The organism is Novosphingobium sp. KACC 22771 (genome assembly GCF_028736195.1).
In the GTDB taxonomy this organism is placed as follows: Bacteria; Pseudomonadota; Alphaproteobacteria; order Sphingomonadales; family Sphingomonadaceae; genus Novosphingobium.
The window spans coordinates 707423-731846 of the sequence record NZ_CP117881.1 but is presented as its reverse complement, the minus strand read 5'-3'; the positions used below and the strand labels follow the sequence as shown (position 1 = coordinate 731846).

Below are 24424 nucleotides of genomic sequence, written 5' to 3'. Positions count from 1 at the left end.
GCTGACGGGCGGCGATGACCGCGCCTTCCTTCGTGATGGATGAACCGGACGAAGCAAGGCGCGTCAGGCTGCGCGCGCTGGCCGCGGCCGCGATTGCCCGGATTGACGGGCAATTGGGGCGGCAACTCGACGCGATCCTGCATCACCCCGCGCTGCAAAAGCTGGAAGGCTTGTGGCGCGGGGTCTGGTGGTTGCTCGACGGGGTGCAGGATTCCTCGGTGGTGCTGCGGATTCTCGACGTGCGCTGGTCGGAAATGGCGCGCGATCTGGAACGCGCCCTCGATTTTGACCAAAGCGCCCTGTTCAACCTCGTTTACAGCGAGGAATTCGGCATGCCGGGCGGGCGGCCCTATGGGCTGATGGTGGTGGATCATCAGGTGATGCACCGGCTAGGGCGCGGCAGCCGGGTGGACGACATGGAGGTGCTGGACGGGTTGATGGGCGTGGCGGCGGCGGCCTTCTGCCCCTTTGTGTTCGGTATTGATCCGGCGCTGCTGGCGCTCGACGGGCTGAACGAGATCGACCTGCGTCAGGACCTGTCCGCCAGTTTCGAAGACCCCTCGTTTCAGCGCTGGAACCGGATGCGCGCCCGGCCCGACAGCCGGTTTCTGGGCGGGGTTCTGCCGCGCCTGCTGGCCCGCCTGCCCTATCGCGGGCGCAACCACCCCCGGCTGGGCTTTGTCTATGACGAGAATGTGGAATCCAGCAGCGACATGGTGTGGATCCACGGCGGCTTTGCCATGGCCTATGTCACCGCGCGGGCCATGTCGCGCCACCGCTGGCCCGCCGCGATCCGAGGCACCCAGCCGCCGGGGCTTGGCGGCAATGTCGATGGCCCGATCCGCCATTTCCTCACCAGCGACCGGGCGGGCATGGTGGCCCGTTTCGCGCTGGAAACCGCCATTTCCGAGGCGCAGGAGCAGGCGCTCAACGAACAGGGCATCATGGCGCTGCGCCAGATGCACCTGACCGGGCAGGCCGCCTTCATGAACCTGCCCAGCCTGCACCGCCCGCCCGATTATGACGGCGAGGCCGCGCGGGCCAATGCGCGGATGAGCGCGATGCTCAACTATATGCTCTGCGTCGCCCGTTTTGCCCATTATATCAAGGTGATCGCCCGCGACTGGGTGGGCAGCTACCGCGATGCCTATGAATGCGAAAGGCTGCTTCAGACATGGCTGCAGAAATATGTGACGGGCAATGACGATGCCTCGCCCGAAATGCGGATGCGCTATCCCCTGCGCGAAGGGCGGGTCAGCGTGAAGGAGATTCCCGGCAAGCCCGGCGCCTTTGGCTGCGAAATCCATCTGCGCCCGCATTATCAGCTCGACCAGATCTCAACCGAGTTCCGCCTGACCACCATTGTTGGCGAGGAGGCGGCGGCCTGATGGTGCGGATGCTGACCCATTCACTGATCGACCGGCTGATGGACGATGATCCCTCCGCCGCGGTTGACCGGCTGGAAAGCGAGGAGGAGAGCTTTATGCGGCTCAAGGTGGCGCTGCGGCGCGATCTGGAAAGCCTGCTCAACACTACACGGCCATGGCTGCCTGCGACGGGGCGCTATGGCGGGCTGGAGGATACGATCCTGGCCTATGGCATACCCGATATGTCGACTGAGGACATGTCGGTGCCCGCCGTGCGCGAACGCACGCGCATGACCATCGCGCAAGTCATCGCCCGCCACGAACCGCGCCTGTCCAATGTCGAGGTCGAGGTGGACGAAACGCTGGGCGCGCGCGGGCTGCGGCTGCGCATCGCAGCGGTGCTGACCATCCTGCAAAGCGAGGAGCCGATTGTGTTTGAAGCCAAGGTGCGCCCCGGCGACCGCGCGATTGATGTGGCCTTGCCCGCATGATCGACGATCTGATCGCCTATTATCAGCGCGAGCTGGATTATCTGAAACGCAACGCGGGTACTTTTGCCAAGGCCTATCCGCGCTATGCCGCGCGGCTGAAAATCAGCCACGACACGATCGAGGACCCCCATGTCAGCCGCCTTGTGCAATCGGTGGCCTTTCTCAACGCGCGATTGCGGCAAAAGCTGGACGAGGATTATTCCGAGCTCTCCGACTCGCTGCTGCTAACGCTCTATCCGCATCTGGTCGCGCCCCAGCCCTCACTGATGGTCGTGCGGCTCAATCCGCAGGCCGATATGGCCGAGCCGGTGATTGTGCCCAAGGACACGCTGATCGATTGCGAGCCGATTGACGGGGTTGCCTGCCGCTATCGCCTGTGCGGAGACACGCGACTGCTGCCTTTGCGGATTGTCGATGCCGCGATGGTGGGGCCGCCCTTTGATGCGCCGCCGGTGGCGGTATCGGGCGCGCGCGGCATGCTGCGGCTCAGCTTTGAGACGACCAAGCCCGAGGTCGATATCGCCTCGCTCAACATCGAGAGCCTGCGCCTGTTCATCCAGAGCGATGCGCGCCGCGCCCAGATCCTGCTGGAGCAACTGGGCGCCAATCTGACCGGGGTGGCGGTGGCGACGGGCAACAGCGATGCGCGGGCCATGCTGCTGGGGCGCGAAAGCGTGCGGCTGTTGGGGCTGGACGAGGATGAACTGCTGCTGCCCCAGCCGCGCACCGCGCGGCGCGCCCATGCCATGCTGCAGGAGCACTTTGCCTATCCGCAAAAGCATCTGTTCTTTGAAATCTCCGGGCTGGACCGGCGCCTGCTCGATCTGGACGGGCGGCGCTTTGACATCTGCCTGTTCTTCGACCACCTCTCGGGCGAATTGGAGCGCGTGGTGCGGCCCGAGGATTTCGAGCTTTTCGCCGTCCCCGCGCTCAATCTCTTTCCGATGGAGGCCGAGCAATTTCCGCTCGACCAGACCTCGATCGAATATCGCGTGGTGCCCGATGCCCGCGCTGAGGATGCGCTGGAGGTTCATTCGATCACCGGCGTGATGCTGCAACAGGCCAATGGCGAGTTGATCGAGGCACCCTCGCTCTATGCCCTGCGCGCCGGATCGAGCGAAATGGGCAGCCATTTCCACGCCATCTCGCGCCGCTCCAGCTTTGGTCCGGGCGGGGGCGATGATGTCTATCTGACCATCGCGGATCTGCGCGGGGCCTTGCTCGACGATGACACAACGGTGGTCAACACCAGCATTCTGGCCACCAACCGCGACCTGCCCGCGCGCCTGCCCTTTGGCGGGGGGCAGCCTTTTCTGTCGGTGGCGGGCACGATCAACGGGCTGGCGGGCGTCTCGGCGCTGACCAAACCCAGCCCCACGCGCCGCCCCGAACGCGGGCAGGCGGCGCAGTGGAAGCTGATCGGGCAACTCTCGCTCAACTATCTCTCGCTGGTCGGCAATGAACTGTCGGCGCGGGCCTTGCGAGAGATATTGGCCGTGCATGATACCGGCCATGCGGCGGATGAATATCTGCGCGAAAGGCTGATTGCCGTGCGTTCAGAGCGCGGCGTGGCGCGGCTGCGCTTTCGCGGGCATACGGTGATGTGTTCGGGCATCGACGTCACGCTGGAGTTCGATGACGAGCGATTGTCCGGTTCCGGCTCCTTCCTGCTCTGCGCGGTGATTGAAAGGTTTCTGGCGGGCGCCTGCGCGCTCAACAGTTTTGTGCGCGTGACGGGCAGGCTTCAGCGCGAGGCGGGCCCTTGGGTGTCATGGCCCGCCCGGCGCGGCGACAGGCCGCTGGTGTGATGGCCTCGCTGCTCGATCGCCTGCGCCGCTCGACCTTTGTTCAGGCCGCCCGCACGGTGCAGAACCGCGCAGGCGGACAAGGCAAGCGCGGCGAGGCCGGGCGCGACGACTGGCCCGCGATGGAGCCGATGCGCTTTGTCGCCTCGGACCGGATGCATATGCCGATTGCCGACATTGCCCGCGCCGAAATCGGCGCAGCCCCGGCGGCGGCCGAGGATCAGGTCGTGCTGGTGGCCAATGTCATGGGTCTGGCGGGGGCCACCCCGGCCCTGCCCCCGCCCTACAGCGAATTGCAGTTGCAGCGCCGCCGCGCGCGCGATTTTGCCTTTGCCCATTTCCTGTCGATCTTTGACCACCGGGCGATGTCGTTCTTTTGGCGCATCGCGGAAAAATATTCGTGGCCGCTGATGACCGAGCGGGCCGGGCGCGGCAAACCCGATCCGATCCGGCAAATGCTGCTGGCGCTGGCGGGCGTGGGCCATGGGGTGGGCGAAGGGGTCGGCAAGGAACGGCTCGATCTGCCCGACGAGGCGCTGGTGACGCTGGTGGCGCATCTGGCCGATGCGCGGCGCAGCGCGGCCAGTCTGGAAACGGTGCTTCAGGTGGCCACCGGCCTGCCGCTGCGCATTGTCGAGGGGACGCCGACCTGGATGAGCGTGCCCGCATCGCAGCAGACGCGGATCGGCGTGGGGGCGGGCCAGTTCGGGCGGTTGGGCGATCCCGAGGATGAGCCGGGCGAGATCAGCGCGGCCGCCATGATCGGTGCCAGCGTGCTGGACGCGCAGCAGCATTTCACGGTCGAGATCGGCCCGCTGGACCATGGCCGCCTCCACGAATTTTGCAGCCGCCCGCAGGCAAGGCGCCGGATCGCCCAGCTTTGCGCGCTGACGGCGGGCATTGAGCAGCGCGGCTCGATCCGCCTGCTGATCGCAACGCGCGACATTCCCGAACTGCGGCTGGGCGGGGACGAGTCGCCCGCGATGCTGGGCTGGACCACATGGATGGGCCGCCCCCGGCGCGATGAGGGCATTGCCGCCGATTGTCTGGTGCCGATGGATGTGTCGGAAGTGCTGCGTGATTGAATTGTCATAAGAAAAGCCAATAGACTCGCGAGTCGCGCAAGTGTTCAATTAAAATCCTCATGTAATACAACGGTCATCGTAAATATTTTCATTGACGAGAGCCAACATGAGGGCATTGTAGCGACCAGCGAATGCTTGACATTCGGATCGCGGACGGGGGACGTGCGTGGAACTCAATCTCAAGAGCCTGATCGGCAAACTCGACGACACCTGCCGTCAGGCGCTCGAAGGGTCGGCCGGGCTGGCATTGTCTCGCACCAACTATAATATTGAAATCGAACACTGGCTTAATCGCCTGCTCGACAATCAGACATCCGACCTGTCGGTCATTGCCAGCCATTTCGAGGTCGATCTGGGCCGCGCGGCGCAGGATATCAACCGCCAGATCGACGGCTTCAAGACCGGCAACGGTCGCTCGCCTGCCATCTCGCCAAGCGTTGTCAAACTGGTGCGCGAGGCATGGCTGATCGGTTCGCTGGAATATGGCGCGGCGCAGGTGCGCTCGGGCCATGTTTTGCTGGCGCTGCTGACCAGCAATGAGTTTTCCGGCCAGACCATCAGCAGCCAGTTTGCCAAAATCCCGGCCGAAACGCTGCGCACCGCCTTTGCCAAGATCACCGAGCGATCGGAGGAGGCAGGCACGCCTGCGGCATCCTCGGCCCCGGCCGGACAGGCCGCGCCGGGCAGCGGCGCGCCCAATCCGGCATCGGGCGGGGCGGCGCTGGGCAAATTCTGTATCGACCTGACCCAGCAGGCGCGCGACGGCAAGATCGACCCGATCTTTGGCCGCGACCCCGAAATCCGCCAGATCATCGACATCCTGACCCGTCGCCGCCAGAACAACCCGATCCTGACCGGCGAGGCGGGCGTAGGGAAAACGGCGGTGGTCGAAGGCTTTGCGCTGCGCATTGTGCAGGGCGATGTGCCCGAGGCGCTCAAGAACATCCGCCTGCTCTCGCTCGACCTTGGCCTGTTGCAGGCGGGCGCGGGGATCAAGGGCGAGTTCGAGAACCGGCTGAAATCGGTGATCGAGGAGGTCAAGAAAAGCCCCACCCCGATCATTATGTTCATCGACGAGGCCCATACGCTGATCGGTGCGGGCGGGGCCGAGGGGCAGAATGATGCGGCCAATCTGCTCAAACCCGCGTTGGCCCGCGGCGAGATGCGCACCATCGCGGCCACGACATGGGCCGAATACAAGAAATATTTCGAGAAAGACCCCGCGCTGACCCGCCGTTTTCAGGTGGTCAAGGTCGAGGAACCAAGTGAGAATCTGGCCGTGGCGATGCTGCGCGGGCTGGTGCCGGTGCTGGAAAAGCACCATGGCATCGCCATTCTGGGCGAAGCGCTGGAGGCGGCGGCGGGCCTGTCGCATCGCTATATCGCAGGGCGGCAATTGCCCGACAAGGCCATCTCGCTGCTCGATACGGCCTGCGCGCGCGTGGCGATCAGCCAGGCCGCCACGCCCCCGCCGGTCGAGGATCTGGAGCGGCAGCTTGGCCTGCTCGATTCCGAAGTGCGGATGCTGGAGCGCGAGGGCAAGGCCGGAGCCGATGTAAAGGCCAAGCTGGAGGCGAAAGCCGCCGAGCGCGTCGAAATCGAGGCCGAAAAGGCCCGGCTGGACGAGGCATGGCAGACCGAACTCGCGGCCGTCAAAGCCGTGGCCGAGGCACGCAAGGCGGTGGGCGAGGCGGCCGATGGCACGCCCGAGGCCGAGGCCGCGATTGCCACTTTGCGTGAGGAACAGGCGAAACTGGCCGCAATTCAGGGTCATACGCCGATGGTCTTTGACGTGGTCGACCGCAATGTGGTGGCCGAGGTGCTGGCCGGATGGACCGGCATCCCGGTGGGCCGCATGGTCAGCGACGAGATCGCCGCCGTGCTGGGCGTGGCCGATCAACTGGGCGAGCGGATCAAGGGCCAGCGCTATGCTCTGGACATGATCGCCCAGACCGTGCGGACCGCGCGGGCGGGCCTTGCCGATCCGCGCAAGCCTTTGGGCATCTTTCTGTTTTGCGGCACATCGGGCGTGGGCAAGACCGAGACGGCGCTGGCGCTGGCCGATCTGCTCTATGGCGGCGAACAGAACCTGACGACCATCAACATGAGCGAGTTCAAGGAGGAGCACAAGGTCTCCACGCTGGTCGGCGCGGCGCCGGGCTATGTCGGCTATGGCGAGGGCGGCGTGCTGACCGAAGCGGTGCGGCGCAAACCCTATTCGGTGATCCTGCTCGACGAGATGGAAAAGGCCCATCCCGGCGTGCAGGACGTGTTCTATCAGGTGTTTGACAAAGGCATGATGAAGGACGGCCAGGGCCGCGACATCGACTTCAAGAACACGCTGATCATCATGACGTCGAACGCGGGGACCGACACCATCGAGTCCCTTTGCCGCGCCAAGGGCAAGGTAGAGATGCCCGGCCCCGAAGAACTGGCGCAGGAATTGCGCCCGGCCTTGCTAGAATATTTCAAGCCGGCATTTCTTGGTCGCGTGTCAACGGTGCCATTTTTCCCGTTGGAACCGGAAATTCTCAAAGAAATCGTGACTATAAATCTTAAACGCATCGCCAAGAGAGTGGCCGAGAGCTATGATGCCGCGTTCACTTGGGACAATGTTCTGCTTGACCAACTTGTCGATCGTTGTACTGAAGTGGAAAGCGGGGCGCGCAATATCGAAAACATATTGAAGAGAGGACTGCTCGCCGACCTGTCCGGAGAATTGCTTGCCCTTCGCGCCGAAGGCAAAAGCGTCAGCCGTGTCGAGGTCACCAAAGGCGATCAAGCCGATTACGCTTTCACGATTACCTGACATCTGATGTTCCGACAGTTCGTACGCAGCCAATAAAATCCAGACGTCCGGCAGGACAAGCGGCAGGAGGCAAGACGTGGCCATCTATCTCAAGTTCGACAGCATCAAGGGCAGTGTTACCGACAGCAAGTTCAAGGACCAGATTGAACTGAGCTCGTTCCAGTGGGGCGCAGGTCTTGGCGTGGGTTCGGCCCGCGGCGGCGACCGCACCACCAGCGAGCCCAGCGTTTCGGAAATCACCGCCAGCAAGACGCTCGACAAATCGTCCGAGGGCCTGTTCAAGGCGCTGCTGAAGGGCGATCCGGTCGGCAAGGGCACGATCTCGTTCACCGCGGCCACCAAGGGCGAAACGGTCGCCTATGCCACGCTGGAATTGGAAGAAGTCATTATCTCGGGCTATTCGATGTCGAGCGGCGGCGACTTCCCCTCGGAATCGATCTCGCTCAACTTCACCAAGTTCGACTGGTCCTTCACCGGCCGCGATGTGAAGCAGACCGGCAGCCCGACCCACCTCATCTACAGCCTTAGCGAAAACAAGATCGGCTGATCGCCTCCTGCGGCGCGCCGGGCCGGTGGTTCCGGCTTGGCGCGGCGCAGGCCTAACCAGATTCAGGCGTGCCGATGGACAAACATTTGCTGAATCTTCGCGTTCTGGCGGACGCTGCGGTTGATGACTACGCCTTGGTTGAATTCCACGGGCGTGAGGAAATTTCGCGCCCTTTTGAATATCGGATCGAATTGATCACCCAGGCCCAGCCCGACCTCTCCTCGTGGATCGGCAAGTTGGCCGAATTCGACATCTATCCCGGCGACGGGCAGGAGCGGGTGTTTTCCGGCCGAATCTATCAGGCATCGCGCGTGGTTGATACCGACATCGGTCGCATCTTTGTCACCATCGGCCCGGCCTATCAGGCGCTGGCCTATGCCAAAGCGACCCACTTCGTTCAGGACAAAACCAGCGTCGAGATCTTTCAGGGCATGACCGCCGATGCGACCGGCCTTGTCACCTCGCTTTCGGTCAGCCCCGCACCGCCCAAGCGCGGCTATGCGGTACGCTATGACGAGAGCGAGATCGACTTTCTCGCCCGCCTGCTGGCGCAGGACGGCATCATGTATTTTTTCATTCAGGACCGCGGATCGGGCGCCTTTCGCCACAAGATGGTGGTGACCAACAAACCGGCCGATTATGTCGATATTGCCGCCGGTCCGGTCGAATTCATGGACGGCAGCGCGGTCGGCCATATTTCGGTGCTGGAGCATCATTTCGGCGCCGCCCCGCGCAAGCACAAGCACGGCTCCTTCAACGTCAACAAACTCGATCAGCCCTTTCAAAAATCCACCTCGGCGAGTCAGGATTGGGGCGGCGTCTATAGCCATGAGCATGAGACAATCGGCTTTGAGGCGATGGTGGAAGGCGATGTTACCAGTCGCCAGAAAGCGCAGGACGAGCAGATCGCCCAAGGCGCCGATTTCATCGAGGGCACCTCGCGCGAACCCTCGTTTCTGGCGGGCGGACGAGTCAAGATCACCGGCAACCAGACCCTTGTGCCGCAGCGCGTCGTGCTGACGCGGGTAGTGCATTCCGCGCGCGATCCGTGGATGTTCGAAGGCGCCGGGACCGCCCATTACAGCAACCGCTTTACCGCCATTGATGCCGGGCAAGCCTATCGCCCGCCGATTGACCAGCCCCATCGCAAGGCCCCCGGCCCGATGCTGGGCACGGTGCAGGCCGAGGGCGCGGTGGCGGGCGAAATCAAGGTGGACAAGGAATGGCGCGTGCCCGTGGCCATCGCGCTGGCGCGGCCCTATCAAAAGGCCGGTTTTCCTGAGGTGGTCTGGCTGCCGGTGCAGCAGCAATGGTCGCATTCCACCCATGGCGCGCAATTCTTTCCCCGCATCGGCACGCGGGTCATCATCGATTTCCTGTATGGCAATCCCGACCTGCCCTTCATTTCGGGCTGCGTTTACACCCCCTCGCAATCCTATCCCTTTGATCCGGTCAGCAAGGTGACCCAGACGGGCTGGCGGTCAGTGACGGAAAAGAACGGCTCGATCACACAGGAGTTCTATTTCGAGGACAAGAAGGGGGCCGAGGAGGTCAAGCTTTATACCGGGCGCGATTATCGGCGCGAAATCGATCAGGACGATTGGGGCACGGTCAAGCGCGACCAGACGCTGGAAGTGCAGCGCGACCGCAAACGCACCGTCAAGGGCAAGGAAACGGTCGATGTCACCCAGACCCGCACGATCACGGTACAGCAAAAGAACCTTTTGGAATCCAAGCAGGAAATCCAGCTCAAGGTCGGCGCATCAACCATCACGCTCAAGCCCAGCGAGATCGAGATCAAGGCCCCCACGATCACCATCAAGGCCGACATCAAGCTGGACATGAGCGCCGGGGCGCAGGCCTCGCTCAAATCCGCGATGACCGATGTCAAAGGCGATGGCATGGTGACCATCAAGGGCGGCGTGGTGATGATCAACTGATGGCCGGCGCCCCATCCCCCATCCCCCTGCGTTTTCAGCGCAGCGAACTGGAGGCCAAGGCCGATCTCTCGGGCGAGGGATTGCAGGCGCTGGCGCAGATCGGCCACCCGGAAAAGCTGATCGCGCATCTGGTCGAAGGGGGCCATGCGCGCGATGCGGTTCACGCGCTGACGCTGTTGCTGCCCCATCGGCAAACGGTGTGGTGGGCCTGCCTGTGCGCCCGGCTGATCCCCGATCTGGACCGCCGGGCGAATGACATGGCGGCCATCGCAGCGGCCGAAGCATGGGTTCAGACCGGCAGCGCCGACCATGCCGCGCGCGCGGGCGAGCTGGCGCTGGCGGGCAATCGCGATGCGGCGCCCGCATGGGTGGCGATGGCGGCCTACTGGTCCGGCCCCACCATCGCGCCGCGCGGCAGCCAGGCCGTGCCGCCCCCGCCCCATCTGCCCGGCGTCGCGGCGCGCAGCGCGATGCTCTTGCTGATGCAGGAGCCGGGCCTGGCCGATCGCATCGACCATGGCGATCTGCTGGGCATCGGGCGCGAGTTGATGCTGGGCGGCAATGGTGCTGTGGCTCATGCCGCCTTGCGCAACCGGCTGGGCGAACCTGTTGCGGGTGCTCGCTGACCGTGTGGGTTATTCTCGTTTCCCGCCAGACCGACGCCCCCGGCACGATCCTTGATCGCCGCCAGCTCGACTATGGTCAGATTGTCATCGGGCGCAGCCTTAAGCATTGCGATCTGGTGCTGCCCGATGAAAGCGGGTTTCTCTCGCGCCAGCATTGCGTGATCCGCGCCGAGGGGCTGGATCTGACCGTCACCGACACCAGCAAGAATGGGGTCATGCTGAACCAGCCCGGCCAGCGGATCGTGCCGGGCCAGCCGGTGCCGATCCGCCCCGGCGACCGCTTGCTGATCCACGATTTCGTGATCGCCGTGACCACGCCTGCCGATGCCGCCGGCCATATCATGACCGAGCCGCCGCCGCCCCCGCTGCCCGCGGGGGGCAGCACGGCGGGCGACGATATCTGGAGCGTGGGGTCATCCAATCCTTTCGGATTTGATCCCGGCGCGGGGGCGGGCGGTTTTTCGTTTGAAAGCGGCGGGACCGGGGCCGATCCTTTCGCGCCGGGCGCTTTTCCTGCCGCTGGCGGTTTTGGTCCTGCCGATGGTGGTTTTGGTCCTGCCGATGGCGGCTTTGGTTTTACCCCCGCGCCCCCGCCGCCCCCGGCTTTCACCCCGATCCCGCCGCTGGGCGATTTCGGCTTTGGCGAACCGATCGGACAGGCTTTCGAGCCGCGCCCGATCATGGCCGATCCGCTGCCCGCGTCGGGCGGCATGGGCATACCCGAGGATTGGGCCAATCCGGGCAATGGCGTGGGCGATGGCATGCCGATTCCGGACTTTGCGCCCGCACCTGTGGCCCAGCCTGCGGCACAGCCGGTGGCGGCACCCGGCGGCGCGCCCGACTGGTCGGCCTTTTACGAAGGGGCCGGTTTCACGCCCGAGGAAATGCCGCTGCCCCCCGATGCGATGCGGCGGTTGGGGGTGATGTATCGGCAGGTAGTGCTGGGCCTGTGCGATATTTTGCAGGACCGCGCGACCTTCAAGGACGAGTTCCGCATCGAGCGCACCCAGATCGCCAACAATCGCAACAATCCGCTCAAGCATCTGGCCGCCTTCGACGCCGCGCGCGTGGTGCTCGGCCAGCCTTTGCCCGGATTCATGGACGGCGAGGAAGCCTTGCGCGCCTCGTTTCAGGATTTGAAGCGGCATCAGATGGCAATGATGGCGGGGGTCCAGAACGCGCTGGTCACGGCCTTCTCACGCCTTTCCCCGGCCGAAATGGAAAAGCTGGCCGGAACGGTTGCGGCCCAGAAAAAAGGCTTCCTCGGCCTTGGCGGCGTTGATCGCTGGTCGCTCTATGTCAGCGTTTATGAGAATTTGCGCAAGGATGCCACATCCAACGCCAGTGGAATTATGAGTTCGGCCTTTCGCGAAGGCTATGAAAACTACATGAAGTCAGCACAGTAAGAGATTTTTTCAAACACACTTAAACCTTTGATCATGCGGTAGGGCGGAGTAACTTTTGAAAATCGGCTGGCCGATTCGGCCTGTTCGTTGCGGCTTGGGAAAAGGGGGAACCGGGTTTTGACGTGGGAGAACAAGCCGGTCTGGTCCGAGGGTATGTTCCTGCGACCCCAGCATTTTCAGCAGTTCGAACGCTTTGTCGGCGCGCAGCTTGAAACGCGCGTGGCGCCGCTGGTGGCGCATGGCTATGGCATAGAACAGATCGAGATCGGCGCCGGGCCGCTGATGACCGGCAAGATCGTCATCAACCGCTGCTCCGGCGTGTTCGAGGACGGCACCCCTTTCCGCATTCCCGAACAGGCCGCCGCCCCGCGCCCGCTCGACATCATGCGCGACACGCGCGACCAGATCATCCACCTGTGCATCCCCGAAAGACGCGCCGGGATCGCCGATGTCGCGCTGGACCGCACCGCGCAGGCCGAGACGCGCTATCTGGCCGAGGAGTTCGAGCCGGTCGATACCGTCCATGGCGCCAGTTCGCGCGTACCGCTCAACGTCGGGCGGCTGCAACTCTCGCTGCGCACCGAGGCGGAGGGGCTGGAGGGCTATAACACCCTGCCCATCGCCCGCGTGATCGAGCGGCGCACCGACGATTCGGTGGTGCTGGACACCGGCTTTATCCCCTGCTGCGTCTCGGTATCGGGCAGCCCGGTGCTGGCCGGGTTCATCACCGAGCTGGAGGGTATGCTGCACCAGCGCGCCGAGGCGATTGCCGGGCGTCTGGGCACGCCGGGGGCCAAGGCGGTGGCCGATATCACCGATTTCCTGATGCTGATGGTGGCCAACCGGGCCGAGGCGATGCTCAAGCATCTCTCCAGCCTGCCCACGATCCATCCGGCCGATTTCTACGCTACGCTCTGCGCGCTGGCGGCCGAGCTTTCGACCTTTACCCGCACCTCGAACCGGCCCACCTTCATGCCGCTCTATGACCACCGGCAGCAGCGGATGTGTTTCGATGCGGTGATGGCCGATCTGCGCCGCTCGCTCAGCAAAGTGTTTGAACAGACCGCCGTGGCCATCCCGCTGACCGCGCGCGGCTATGGCATTCAGGTGGGCCAGATCGAGGACCGCTCGCTCTTCACCACCGCCTCCTTCGTGCTGGCCGTGCGCAGCGCCATCGACACCGAGCAATTGCGCGCCAACATTCCCCGCCTGACCAAGATCGGGTCGGTTGATCACATCCGCGATCTGGTCAACCGGCATTTGCCGGGGGCCGATCTCTATCCGATGGCCGCCGAACCGCGACAGATCCCGTTCCGCGCCGAAACGGTCTATTTCAGCATCAATGCCCGGCATGAACAATGGCAGGCCGTCCGCACTTCGGGGGCGGTCGCGCTCCATATCGCGGGCGAGGTGCCGGGGCTTGAACTCGAACTCTGGGCGATCCGAGGGCAACAGCAATGAGCGGCGATGATGAGGGCGACGATGCCACCGTATTTCGGCCCGCAGGGGGCGGCGCAACAGGCAATGCAGGCCCAGTGCCGCCGCGAGGGCCGCTCGGCGCTGCGCCGCCCTCGCCCGGCTATGCCGTCCCGCCTTCCAGTTTTTCGCCGCCTCCGGGCCAGCCGGTAGGCGCGCCTTCCGGGGGCGCATCAGGCGGCGGGAGCATCGAATTCGCACCGGGCGAGCCGGCCATCTATGGCCCTGAACCGGTGGTGGCCGCCGCGGGGCGGCTGATCCAACTGGCCAATCATATCAAGACCATGGCCATCGGTCCCGATCTTGACGCGCTGCGCCGCACGACCGTGGCCGAACTCGACGCCTTTGCCAAACGCGCGCGCAATCTGGGGCTGGAACAGCGCTCGGTGCAATTTGCGCATTACATCCTGTGCGCTTTTCTTGACGATGCGGTGATGTCCACGCCCTGGGGCGGGCAAAGCCAATGGTCCACCCACAGCCTGCTGGTCGTCTATCACAAGGACGCGCAGAGCGGCGACCGCATGTTTCAGTTTGCCCAGCAGATGGAACGCGATCCAAACAGCGAGCCGCGCCTGATCGAGCTGCTTTATCTGTGCCTCTCGCTGGGGTTTGAGGGGCGCGCCGCGCTGGATCCGCGCGGCCAGAATGTGCTGGTCCAGCGCCGCGCCGCGCTGGCCGCGCTGGTGCAACGGCAAAGGGCCGCGCCCAGCGGCGAACTCTCGCCGCAATGGCATGGGCAGAAGATTGCCGCCGGACGGTTCGGCACGACCATCCCGCTCTGGGCGGTGCTGGCGGGCATCGGGGTGCTGGCGTTGCTGATCTTCGCCGCTTTCCTGATGAGCCTGTCGAGCAGGGGGACCGCCGCCATCGACGCGGTGGACAAGGCCGTGGGCAACGAGGCCCCGCCCCCTCCGCCCGCACCGCCTGCCCAGACCCAGACGCCGCTGTATGAAAAGTTTCAGGACATCCTGCGCCCCGACATCGCGGCGGGCCGTCTGGAACTGACGCGCGAGGGCAATGAGATCGTCATCCGCCTGATGAATGTCGGCCTTTTCGCCTCGGCGCAGGCCGATGCTTCGTCTTCATGGAGCGATACGTTCAGCCATCTGGCGCAGGCGGCCAATCTGACGCAGGGGCCGCTGAAAATCGAAGGACATACCGACGATCAGGCGATCCATTCGCTGCAATTCCCATCCAATCAGGAATTGTCCGAGGCGCGCGCAACATCGGTGGCCAGCGCGATCCGACAGGCCGGGCTGAGCGATCCGGGGCGGCTGAAAATCGCCGGTTTCGGCGCGACCCAGCCCATCGGCGACAATGCGACCCCCGAAGGCCGCACCCACAACCGCCGCGTGGAAATGCGCGTCGAGAACAACGTCAACTGGCGCTGAAACAGGGGTGAGAGCGATGAAGGCAATGCTGCGCAATCTCTGGTTCTGGCGGGTGGTGGGCGCGCTGGCGCTGGGCCTGCTGATCTGGTTCGTGGGGCCGCTGATCGCGATTGGCGGATGGCGGCCGTTTGGCTGGTGGGTGGTGACGCTGGTCTTTGCGCTGCTGCCGATCATCGTGGTGGGCGCGCTCTGGGCGCTGGCCGGGCGGCGCGAAAAGGCGAAGAACGCCCAGATGATGGAGGCGCTCAAGCCCGATCCGGGCGCCGCCGACCGCAGCGAGATCAGCGCCAAGCTGAGCGAGGCGCTCGATATGCTCAAAGCCACGCGGGTCGGCTCGCGTCAGGCCTATGCCTATCAATTGCCATGGTATGCGATCATCGGCCCATCGGGCGCTGGCAAGACGACGGCGCTGCTCAATTGCGGGCTGGAATTTCCGACGGCGGTGGCGGGCGAATATCGCGCGCTGCGCGGCCAGCCCAAGACGCCCAATTGCGACTGGTGGTTCACCGATGAGGCCGTGCTGATCGACACCGCCGGGCGCTATGTCACGCAGGATGACGATGCCAGCGAGGACGCCGCCGGGTGGAAGAGCTTTCTTGAATTGTTGCAGCAATATCGCCCGCTGCAGCCCCTGAATGGGGTGATCGTGGCAATCCCGGCGCCCGATTTCGTCGATGCGGCCAAGATGACCGAACACGCGCGCCATATCCGCGCGCGTCTGGCCGAAATCGGCAAGGAGTTGGGGCAGAATCTGCCGGTCTATGTGCTGATTACCAAGGCCGACCTGCTGGCCGGTTTCCGCGAATATTTCCGCACCAGCACCGACAGCGAGGCCGAACAGGTGTTTGGCGCCACCGCCACCAGCGACACGCCCGACAGCGCCTCGGTGCTGGCCGGGTTCAAGGGGTTGGTCACCTCGATCGCCTCTCGCGTGGTCGAGCGGATGCAGAACGAGCCGCAGATGCATCTGCGCGCCCAGATTGCGGCCTTTCCCGCGCAACTGGCCTCGCTGGAAGCGCCGATTGCGCGGCTGCTCGACAGTCTGGGGCAAAAGAGCCGGTTTGATGAACCCGCCCGCGTGCGCGGCGTCTATCTGGCCTCCTCGGTGCAATCGGGCAATCCCATCGACCGCATTCTGCTCAGCGTCGGCGCGCCCGCGACCCATTCGGCCTATTCGGTCGGCACCGGGCGCAGCTATTTCCTCAAGCGCTTTTTCTCCGACCTGCTGATCCCCGAACAGGGTATGGCCGGGCGCAACCCTCTGGCCGAAAAGAAGGCGGCGCGGCGCTATACGCTCTCGGTCGCGGCGGCGGTGGCGGCGCTGGTGGTGTGCTGCGGCGTGTGGACATGGGGCTATTTCCGCAATCTGGCGCTGATCGACGGGGTGATCGCCACGGCGGGGGCCTATGGCAATGTGCGCGCCTCGGGCACAGGGGTGGATCAGGACATTGCCGCGCTGGGCGTGCTGGGCGATGCGGTGGCCAGACTGGAAAGCGCCAGCGATTTCGGCCTCGGGCTGGGGCAAGGCGGGCGGCTGTCCTCGGAACTTGGCGGCATTTACGGACGCGATCTGCAAAGGCGGCTGACGCCCCTGTTGGTGGGCCTTGCCGAACAGCGGATGGCCTCGGACAATGCCAATCCTTCCGCGCTCTATGATGATCTCAAGGCCTATCTCATTCTGGGCGGTCAGGGTCCGGCGCAGGGCGAGCATGTGGTGGCATGGGTGCAACCGGCATGGATCGCGCGCGCGGGCAGCGGGGGCGAAAGTCAGGCGGGCGAATTGATGCGCCACACCAAAGCCCTGTTCGACCGCAAATTTGCGCCCCATGCCATTGATGCGGGCCGGGTTGAGGCCGTGCGCACGGTTCTGCGCGCGCAACCGGCGGCGGTGCGGGTCTATGGCCGCCTGAAAAGCCAGGCCAACGCCGATGGCGCGGGCATGTGGAGCGCGCGCGAAAACGCAGGCCCCCGCCCAGAGGTGTTCTTTGACATGAGCGGCGCCTTTGCCACCGGTGCTGGCGTGCCGACGCTGTTCACGCGGGCTGGCTATGACAAGGTGTTCCTGCCCATCGTGGCCAAGGGCGGCAGTTTGCTGGAGGAGGAAAAATGGGTGGTGGGCGATGCGGGCAGCCGCAGCCTGTCGCCTGCCGAACTGGCCAGCCTGCATTCCGATCTGGAAAAGCTCTATTTCGCCGAATTCCTCGACCGCTGGCAAAGCTATCTGGGCACGATCAAGCCGCGCCCGGTCAACGGGCTGGGCGACAATGTGCAAAGGCTGCGCGATGGCGGCGGGCCTTTGTCGCCGATCAAGCCGCTGCTGGTCGCCATTGCCAAGGCCACCGATATGAGCGGCGGCGTGGCGGCGGCCGCTGGCGGGCGTTTGGCGCAGGCCGCGGCCGGACTGGGCGGCGGAGCCGGAGCCGTCGCGCTGGGCGGGGCCAGTGGGATGGGCAACGGCAGCGGGCGGCAGGCAGTGATCGATGCCTTCACCCCCCTGCGCATGTTTGTGGGCAAGGGCGAAGGCGCGCCGGTCGATGCATGGCTGCAAGGCATGGGGCAATTGGCCGACAAGCTGAATGTGATTGCCGTGCTGCCCGGCGGCGGAGGCGAAACCGGATCGCAGCAGAGCATGGAGGCCAAGGCCGCGATCCTGCAACTGGACCAGACCGGCAATTCGATGCCCGCGCCTGCGGGCCTGTGGGCCAAGGCGGTGGCCAGCGATGCCAATGTCTCGCTGGGCGGGGCGCGACTGGCGCAGATGGGCGCGGCGATGAGCGGCAGTTTCGGCGAGACCTGCGCCACCGGACTGGTGCGCTCCTATCCGGTCAGTCCGGGGTCGAGCATCGATCTGGCCGTGGCCGATTTCACGCGCTTCTTTTCGCCGCAGGGGCTGTTCGCCAATTTCGTCAACACCCAGCTTGGCGGCTATCTGGACAAGACCCCGCCGACATGGACGCCCAAGAGCAACGCCTCGGAAATCGGGCTGACGCAGGCCACGGTCAGCGCGATGCAGGCCGCCGACACCATCGCCCGCACTTTTTTCGGCAGCGACCCGACCATGCCCCACCTCTCCTATCAGATCGAGCCGGTAGCGCTGAGCGGGGCGGATTCGGTGACCTTGCAGATCGACGGCCAGACGCTGCGCTATGACGGCAAGGTGGCCGTGCCGACCAGCTTTGACTGGCCCGGCGGCGGCGGCGCCTCGGCCAGTTTCGCCACGCCCGGCGGCGCCCCGGCCCAGCGGACCTGGAATGGCCCGTGGGCGGCCTTTCGCCTGTTCAAGGTGGCCGCGATCAAGGCCGGTGCCTCGCCCGCCATTGGCGAGGGCAGTCTGGCCCAAGGCGGCGCCCGCTTCGATTTCCGCGTCCGCACGATGAATGGCAGCAACCCCTTCGTACTCGACCCCTTCGTCAAGGTCCGCTGTCCCACCACCGCCACCGGCCCTGCCCAACCGGGCCTGCCGGGCTGATCGCGGGCGGCGCGCGCCCACACCACCAACCAAAACGGAGCGGGTGATAAGCGGCAGGAAAGACGTGAATGACTGGGCCTGCTACGACATCGTCCGGTCCGTCTGGCCGGCGATGTCACGCAATTGCAGGCCATCGCCATGTCCACCCCGCTCGAACCGGCCGCCCGGCTATGGCAAGGATGGCTATCGCCATGGGCAGGCCGCCGACCTCAATCGCATCGCACCGCGCGGGCACCATCGTCTGGTCAAGGTCTTTACCATTGTGCGCCATATCGACGGGATGGAGCCTGCCGCGCAATGTCCGGTGGGCGGCGCCCATCTGCAAGGGACGCTGGTCAAGCCGAGGGATTTCATCTGCGGCGCCTTTGTGGATGGCGCCTGTCTGGCCCCCCCTCTTTCACGGTGTCGATCGCGCCGGGCGCACCGCAAGCCAATTTCTTCCGGCTGGAGCGCTATCTCGAACAATTATGAAATGGGCAAGGTGGCGGAGCGGGAGTCCGCCTTTTAAATAAATATTCCAAATATCTATCAAATACTTAAGAAGAAAACCAAGCCAACCTTCTACCACAGTTTATACCACAAAATCGCGAGCGACGTCAGTTTTGCGGTTTCTAACGCAGCTTACTGTGCCAATTTGCGCTATGCAATACTATTCTGTGCCGCACCTCAATCAGGTCATCGCCAGCGCGAAAATTGGTCATAAACTGACCTCCACCATATACCCGTCGACGAGAGGTCTGTAGGGAGCGCGCCCCCTCGGTGTCGCCACCATGAATGACAACCTCTCGATCCCGGATTCCTGTTTCCAATGCCACCTTCCAAGGCCGCAACACGCGGCAAACGTGCCGTACAGAAGCCTGCCGCAGTCACATCGACCAATCGCCCCGGACCAAAGGCCGCGCCTGTAGTCGAGTTCCCCGAGCCACTGTTCAGCGACTGGATCGATCCCGGCACCTTTCATGATGCGCTTGCCCTGCACATGCAGCGCCATGGCGACAGTTGCTGGCAATTGTGGCGCGGCATCATCCGGCCCGGAGACACATTGAACCGGCACACGATCCAGAACTGGGTCGCTGGCTCCCGCATCCCGCGCACACTCTCCAGCCTGCAAATGCTGGGCCGAATCGAGCATCGCTATCGCCTGCCAGAAGGGTATTTCCGCGCCATGCTGCCCCACCAGACCCGCGCACCGGGTGGACTCAAACTGAAAGGTGTTGCCGCCTCGGAACAGCGCCGACTTGCCTGGCACCTGCCCGACGATTTCAACCAGCGCCCCTTGAAGGAGCGCAACGAGATCCTTTCCTGGGTACGCGAACACGTCCTGTCGGGCGCCACGGACTACCGCCGTTTTCAGGCGGCAGCGATGAAACAGCGCTACGCCATCCGCTTCCCGGCCCTGACTGGCCGCAGACCGACGGGAAATATCGTCCCCGATGGTGTCGATCCGGACTTGCTGGCCGCAGCGAGAGATGCCCCGCCCGGGCTGGCCAAGGAAATGGCTGACCTGGTGCGTTTCAAGACCGCCACGCTCACTGCGATCGGCTTTCGCCGCAGCGGAGTGTGGAACGAGGAAACCTCGGCCCAGAAGATCGAGCATTTCGGGCTGATGTTCGGCGCGCTGGCTGCGGCGCCCAAAGGCGAAGTAGCGGGCTTCGGTGTGCCGCTTGGCGATCTCAGCTTCGGACTGCTGATCTTCCCAACGGTTTGGGACTGGTATGTCCAATGGCGTGAGCGGCGTCGCGGCTTCTACACTGGCTGGGAAGCGGACATGCTGCGTCTGATCGGCTCGCTGACGCGGCCCGAGACAGGCTGGATCCGCCAGACGCCGCGATTGGCGGAAAGGCTGTGCCCGATCCCCCATCTGATTTCGGCAGAGGAGATCGAGGCCGCGCGGCAGGATTGGAACGCCGCCTGCGACACCATCCATACCCATGTGCTTGCCCGTGCCCGCGAAATTGAGCGCGTGGCCCAGGTCCACCGTGATCCCTTCGAACCGATCCTGCCCATTCTTGAAGCTGAAAGCCCGGTCGGGGAATATCGCAAGATCACTGAGGAAATCCTGCGCACCTTGCCCGATGAGCGCCGCTATCCAAGGCAGACCGCCGAGGCGATCCGGTCCTTCCTGATGCTGCGTCTCGGGCTACACCTCGGCCTGCGGCAGAAGAACCTGCGGCAGTTGATGGTCTGCCTGCCCGGCAGGCCGCCCCGGACAGAACGACAATTGGAAAGTTTGAAGCGTGGCGAAATCCGCTGGAGCGAGCGCGTCGGTGGCTGGGAGGTCCTCATCCCTGCTGTTGCCTTCAAGAACGCGGATTCCTCGTTCTTTTCTGGGCGCCCATTTCGGCTCGTCCTGCCCGATCTGGGCGATCTCTATCGGCATCTGGCCAATTATCTCGAGCGTCATCGCGCTGCCCTACTAGCGGAGGCGGAAGACCCCGGCACGCTTTTCGTCAAAACCGTGAAGGCAACAAGCCGCGATGCCGCCTACGACCAGAACACCTTCTACGAAGCCTGGCGCTTGGCCATCCAGCGCTATGGTATTTGGAACCCATATACTGGCCGGGGCGTGATCAAGGGACTGCTGCCCCACGGCCCCCACAACATCCGCGACGTGCTGGCCACCCACATCCTGAAACAGACCGGCTCCTATGAGCAGGCCAGCTATGCCATTCAGGACACGCCGGAAATGGTTGCCAAGCACTATGGACGGTTCTTCCCTCAGGACAAGGCCGCACTGGCCGCGACCATCCTGAACCAGGTCTGGTTGGCCGCTTGAATTACGCCGCTTGAAAGGATGGCGTTACGGCGCCCACGAAAGGCCATGGCGCCCATGGTGGAACAACCTCTGCTGCGCGCGTCACGATGTCATGCTGCAGCAAACTGCCGCAATTTGGACAATGCCGCGCCGCCTTGCGAACGGTGTGAAAGGTGGCAGATTCGCCAAATCGATGAATGAGATCTGCCGGAGCGAAGGTCGCCGACCAACACCGCTTCCGGCATCGCACCGCGAGGAACACACCCGCCTCTACACCCTCAGTCAGGGTGAGATTGCGCAAGCGCACCTGCTGGCGACGGGCGACCTCGTGGGTGGGCAAACGCTGTGCTTGTTCGGGCCACTGGTTGCACAGGCGCGCGCCACCACGCAGTAGGCGTTGCGCCCAAACCGTTTCCGCCTGCAACGCCACAGCTCGCGTCTGATGCACCTCCAGCACGCAGAAGATCGGCATCTGGCCTGCTGCGATGATCTCCGCCATACGCGCATAAACGCTGGCTGCTGGATTACCCGGTGCCAAGGCCTGCCGGATATGGCTAGCGATCCGCTTGGCAATATGCGCCGTCTGGCCAACATAGATCGGCGCGCCGGGTAAGATGCCGTCGGGATCAGCCTCGCGGGGATCGAGGATCATGTAGTTCACATAGGCAGCACCAGGCACCAGTTCGGCAGCATGGGCAGCCATCGCCCTCGCGCGCGCGTTCAAATCCTCAAACATCGCCAAATCCTTTCCGAGCCTATCCAATCTCGAAAAGCATCCGCCTTCTCCCCTCTCCCTGAAATGCTTGGCGCCACGAAGGCATACCTGCAAGCGAGGAGCCCTGCCGATATTAGTCAAAGCTCAACAGCTTGCGCCGAGCCGACAACTGACCCAAAACGCCCTGATGGCAGGCGAAAGCAATCTTCGACGTAGATGGACAGAAGAGGAGACGATCCTCGCGCTCTATCTCTATTTTCAGCTGCCCTTTGGCAAATTGCACTCCGGCAATCCCGAAATCCGGCAACTTGCCGAAGCGCTCGACCGCCCTAGCAATTCGATCGCGATGAAACTGTGCAACTTCGCCAGCCTCGATCCCAAGATCACTGAAAGCGGGCGCAAGGGGCTGGCTGGCGCGTCCAAGCAGGACAGGGAACTTTACGCCGAGTTTGGCCAGAATTGGTCTGCGCTTGTCGCGCGGGCCGAGGCACTTTGGGCGTTGCGCGTCAACCCTTCGCAAGAGCAGGCGAACGACCCCATGCCCAAGGAGAGGGTGAAGGAATTTTCTTTCGAGCCCTATCAAGGGGCGTCCACCACGCAGGCTTTGGTCAACCAGCGGGTGGGGCAGGACTTTTTCCGGCGTGCCGTTCTGGCCAATTACGAGGATAGCTGCTGCATCACCGGCATTGCCGAGCCGCGCCTGCTGGTGGCCAGTCACATAAAGCCCTGGGGCAAGGACACCGAAAACCGCCACAATCCGGCCAATGGCCTACTGCTGTCAGCCACGCTCGACCGGGCGTTCGATCGCGGCCTGATTACCGTCGCGAAAAACCAGAAGGTCTTGGTATCGCGCCACCTGCGGGAAAGCCAAAGCCAGCCCACCCGCGACTATTTCCGGCAGTTTGAGGGCGCGACTTTGCGTCCAGCCCTCCGCTTCGATCCAGAGCCGCAATTTCTCGAATGGCACAATGAAAACTGCTTTATCGACGCCTTGGCTGGGTAACAGTCAGCCCCGATAGGCCGTTGCGTCGTTGGTCTGATCGTCGCTGGCTGTATCCGTCACATCCGGCACGCCTTCTTGCCCAGCGTGCGCCCGAACTTCGCTAGCCCGCTCTCCGATCTCCTTGGCGAAAATATCCAGCATCGCCGCACCGGCAGGCATGGCCGCGACCTCTTCCACCGCAGCAGGCAATTCGCGCAGCAATCGCGCGGTAACATGTTCAACCCGCTGGATCGTCCCCCGTGCGGCAAGGCCAGCCGCCTCAGCCATACGGCGCCAATGGCGACCATAAATATGACGCCCACGCCGCTGCCCTCCGATGGCCTGGGCATGGTTCTGCGTGATGTTGACCCAGGCGAGGCCCGTCATGAGATCATAGAGCGGCGCCAGTTCCGGAGCACCAGCGCCGAGCAGGATCGAGTAGTTCTTGGCATGCGAATCCACATTGCCGATGGCGATGTTGAAAATCACCGCATCCAGCAGCCGGGTGATGTCACGCGCCGTCATATGCTGGCGCACAAGGGCAAACATATCGGCAATCGAGGGGCCACGCGTTCCGGTGCCGTTGAACTCATACTTGGCGGCAGGCGCCCGGCCCAGCGCCTGACAGAAATCCTCCTGATGCATGCGGCGAACGGCCCCGCCGATCCCCGCCCGGTCATAACGCTCGACCAGCAGATAGCTGCGCCCGCCCGCAACTCCGGTTGTCACAGGCGCGACGTTCAGGCCAATGCGGCGGGCCAGCACCATGCACAAGGCCTCGTTCTGCACGCTACCGGACAGGCGCGGATTGTCGGGCTTGAGGATGTGGGTCGACGGCGCACCATTGGTCGGCACGGCGATCTGCCCGTCGATAACGGCAACGGGCAGCTTCTCCTGAGCCCCGGCAAGGCTCATCGAAACGCCGTCCTCGCCCACCAGAAAGGGCCGCGCTGGCAACTCGTTGAGGATCCGCTCCAGCGCATCGGCATCGGGGATCGCGCGATAGGCCGGCTCGCCGCGCGTCGGCTGCGGGGCCATGCTCAGCGCCCCGGCCAGATCGCTGCCGGTCTGCGCGATGAGGCCGAGCGCGTCTTCCGGCGCGGCACCGAGCGCGCGCGTCATCGCACGCAGCGGCTCGCCCTCGGGCAGGAGGTTCATCAGCCAGGGGAGGACCAGCGACTCGTCATAGGGCTCTGGCCGGATCGGCATGGCCAGCGAGACGGGAAACCGATCCTCGGACGCCAGCCAGCTATCGTCATAGGCAAGACGGGTCGCCTGCCCATCCGCACTGATCGTGGCGACCCGGCGGCCCTCGTAGTGGATGGGAACGTCCACCATCAGCTCTGCGGACCGTTGGCGGTCAGCCGCAAGCCAACCGCCTTGGCCGCCGCCAGCGCCTTGCCGAGTTGTGCGGTGGGCTTGCCCGCCTCCAGGTCGACGATGAAGCGTTCACCGCTGTTGATCGCGAGCGCCAGCTCCCGCTGCGTGAGGCCAAGGGCCTTGCGGGCTGAGGCGATGGCTGCGCCAAATTGGGTTGCGTTGTCGATCATCATTTTCTTA

The 24424-nt window shown here is 64.2% G+C and carries 18 protein-coding genes; 15 read left to right on the top strand and 3 right to left on the bottom strand.

Going from position 1 to position 24424, the window contains the following annotated elements:
* The first annotated feature begins 14 nt into the window (after positions 1-14).
* The 14 genes from tssC (at position 15) to PQ467_RS03185 (ending at position 21188) form a co-directional block, all read left to right on the top strand.
* Positions 15-1388 carry a type VI secretion system contractile sheath large subunit gene (gene tssC, locus PQ467_RS03250; protein WP_274175120.1) on the top strand — a complete coding sequence of 458 codons (1374 nt, stop codon included), beginning with the start codon at positions 15-17 and terminating at the stop codon, positions 1386-1388.
* On the top strand, positions 1388-1858 hold the full coding sequence (gene tssE / locus PQ467_RS03245; RefSeq protein ID WP_274175119.1) for a type VI secretion system baseplate subunit TssE: 471 nt from the start codon (positions 1388-1390) through the stop codon (positions 1856-1858). Before tssC ends, tssE begins: the two co-directional genes overlap by 1 nt.
* The gene (gene tssF, locus PQ467_RS03240; RefSeq protein ID WP_274175118.1) at positions 1855-3666 is read left to right on the top strand and encodes a type VI secretion system baseplate subunit TssF; all 1812 of its coding nucleotides are present in this window, start codon (positions 1855-1857) and stop codon (positions 3664-3666) included. The genes tssE and tssF overlap by 4 nt, the downstream gene beginning before the upstream one ends.
* A complete protein-coding gene (gene tssG / locus PQ467_RS03235) occupies positions 3630-4748 on the top strand; it encodes a type VI secretion system baseplate subunit TssG (RefSeq protein ID WP_274176077.1) in 1119 nt (372 codons plus the stop codon). Before tssF ends, tssG begins: the two co-directional genes overlap by 37 nt.
* A gap of 166 nt (positions 4749-4914) precedes the next feature.
* Entirely contained in the window at positions 4915-7557 is a 2643-nt protein-coding gene (gene tssH, locus PQ467_RS03230; protein WP_274175117.1) for a type VI secretion system ATPase TssH, read from the top strand.
* Between the two features lie 76 nt (positions 7558-7633).
* Positions 7634-8104, top strand: coding sequence for an Hcp family type VI secretion system effector (locus PQ467_RS03225; protein WP_274175116.1), 471 nt, complete (start codon positions 7634-7636; stop codon positions 8102-8104).
* Between the two features lie 86 nt (positions 8105-8190).
* Complete coding sequence (locus tag PQ467_RS03220) at positions 8191-10044, top strand: type VI secretion system Vgr family protein (RefSeq protein ID WP_274175115.1); 1854 nt, start codon at positions 8191-8193, stop codon at positions 10042-10044.
* Positions 10044-10670, top strand: coding sequence for a DUF6931 family protein (locus PQ467_RS03215; protein ID WP_274175114.1), 627 nt, complete (start codon positions 10044-10046; stop codon positions 10668-10670). Before PQ467_RS03220 ends, PQ467_RS03215 begins: the two co-directional genes overlap by 1 nt.
* Before the next feature lie 2 nt (positions 10671-10672).
* Entirely contained in the window at positions 10673-12076 is a 1404-nt protein-coding gene (tagH, locus tag PQ467_RS03210; protein ID WP_274175113.1) for a type VI secretion system-associated FHA domain protein TagH, read from the top strand.
* Between the two features lie 117 nt (positions 12077-12193).
* Entirely contained in the window at positions 12194-13537 is a 1344-nt protein-coding gene (gene tssK, locus PQ467_RS03205; RefSeq protein WP_274175112.1) for a type VI secretion system baseplate subunit TssK, read from the top strand.
* Positions 13534-14943, top strand: a complete 1410-nt coding sequence (gene icmH / locus PQ467_RS03200; RefSeq protein WP_274175111.1) for a type IVB secretion system protein IcmH/DotU — start codon at positions 13534-13536, stop codon at positions 14941-14943. Before tssK ends, icmH begins: the two co-directional genes overlap by 4 nt.
* Before the next feature lie 16 nt (positions 14944-14959).
* Positions 14960-18412 (top strand): type VI secretion system membrane subunit TssM, encoded by a 3453-nt coding sequence (tssM, locus tag PQ467_RS03195; protein ID WP_274175110.1) that lies wholly within the window; start codon positions 14960-14962, stop codon positions 18410-18412.
* Between the two features lie 64 nt (positions 18413-18476).
* Positions 18477-18920: a hypothetical protein gene (locus PQ467_RS03190; RefSeq protein WP_274175109.1), complete on the top strand. Its 444-nt coding sequence runs from the start codon at positions 18477-18479 to the stop codon at positions 18918-18920.
* A 300-nt stretch (positions 18921-19220) separates the two neighbouring features.
* Positions 19221-21188, top strand: coding sequence for a hypothetical protein (locus tag PQ467_RS03185; RefSeq protein ID WP_274175108.1), 1968 nt, complete (start codon positions 19221-19223; stop codon positions 21186-21188).
* Between the two features lies 1 nt (position 21189).
* On the opposite strand, the gene PQ467_RS03180 is transcribed toward PQ467_RS03185, so the two are convergent.
* Positions 21190-21903 (bottom strand): hypothetical protein, encoded by a 714-nt coding sequence (locus PQ467_RS03180; RefSeq protein WP_274175107.1) that lies wholly within the window; start codon positions 21901-21903, stop codon positions 21190-21192.
* 67 nt (positions 21904-21970) lie between these two features.
* Between PQ467_RS03180 and PQ467_RS03175 the strand changes: the two genes are divergently transcribed.
* Positions 21971-22885, top strand: a complete 915-nt coding sequence (locus tag PQ467_RS03175) for an HNH endonuclease (RefSeq protein ID WP_274175106.1) — start codon at positions 21971-21973, stop codon at positions 22883-22885.
* Positions 22886-22888: 3 nt separating this feature from the next.
* Here PQ467_RS03175 and PQ467_RS03170 read toward each other — a convergent pair whose 3' ends face one another.
* Together PQ467_RS03170 and PQ467_RS03165 are read right to left on the bottom strand one after the other, a co-directional pair.
* The gene (locus tag PQ467_RS03170) at positions 22889-24202 is read right to left on the bottom strand and encodes a type II toxin-antitoxin system HipA family toxin (protein ID WP_274175105.1); all 1314 of its coding nucleotides are present in this window, start codon (positions 24200-24202) and stop codon (positions 22889-22891) included.
* Positions 24202-24417: a helix-turn-helix domain-containing protein gene (locus tag PQ467_RS03165; protein ID WP_443192973.1), complete on the bottom strand. Its 216-nt coding sequence runs from the start codon at positions 24415-24417 to the stop codon at positions 24202-24204. Before PQ467_RS03165 ends, PQ467_RS03170 begins: the two co-directional genes overlap by 1 nt.
* Between the last annotated feature and the right edge of the window lie 7 nt (positions 24418-24424).

What these genes read in the sequence shown, in the direction of transcription:
- tssM (WP_274175110.1), top strand. Translation starts at nt 14,960, where the DNA reads ATGAAGGCAATGCTGCGCAATCTCTGGTTCTGGCGGGTGGTGGGCGCG.
- PQ467_RS03165 (WP_443192973.1), bottom strand. Translation starts at nt 24,417, where the DNA reads ATGATGATCGACAACGCAACCCAATTTGGCGCAGCCATCGCCTCAGCC.
- PQ467_RS03185 (WP_274175108.1), top strand. Translation starts at nt 19,221, where the DNA reads ATGCCACCTTCCAAGGCCGCAACACGCGGCAAACGTGCCGTACAGAAG.
- tssG (WP_274176077.1), top strand. Translation starts at nt 3,630, where the DNA reads ATGGCCCGCCCGGCGCGGCGACAGGCCGCTGGTGTGATGGCCTCGCTG.
- PQ467_RS03215 (WP_274175114.1), top strand. Translation starts at nt 10,044, where the DNA reads ATGGCCGGCGCCCCATCCCCCATCCCCCTGCGTTTTCAGCGCAGCGAA.
- icmH (WP_274175111.1), top strand. Translation starts at nt 13,534, where the DNA reads ATGAGCGGCGATGATGAGGGCGACGATGCCACCGTATTTCGGCCCGCA.
- PQ467_RS03170 (WP_274175105.1), bottom strand. Translation starts at nt 24,202, where the DNA reads ATGGTGGACGTTCCCATCCACTACGAGGGCCGCCGGGTCGCCACGATC.
- tssF (WP_274175118.1), top strand. Translation starts at nt 1,855, where the DNA reads ATGATCGACGATCTGATCGCCTATTATCAGCGCGAGCTGGATTATCTG.
- PQ467_RS03180 (WP_274175107.1), bottom strand. Translation starts at nt 21,903, where the DNA reads ATGTTTGAGGATTTGAACGCGCGCGCGAGGGCGATGGCTGCCCATGCT.
- tssC (WP_274175120.1), top strand. Translation starts at nt 15, where the DNA reads ATGACCGCGCCTTCCTTCGTGATGGATGAACCGGACGAAGCAAGGCGC.
- tssE (WP_274175119.1), top strand. Translation starts at nt 1,388, where the DNA reads ATGGTGCGGATGCTGACCCATTCACTGATCGACCGGCTGATGGACGAT.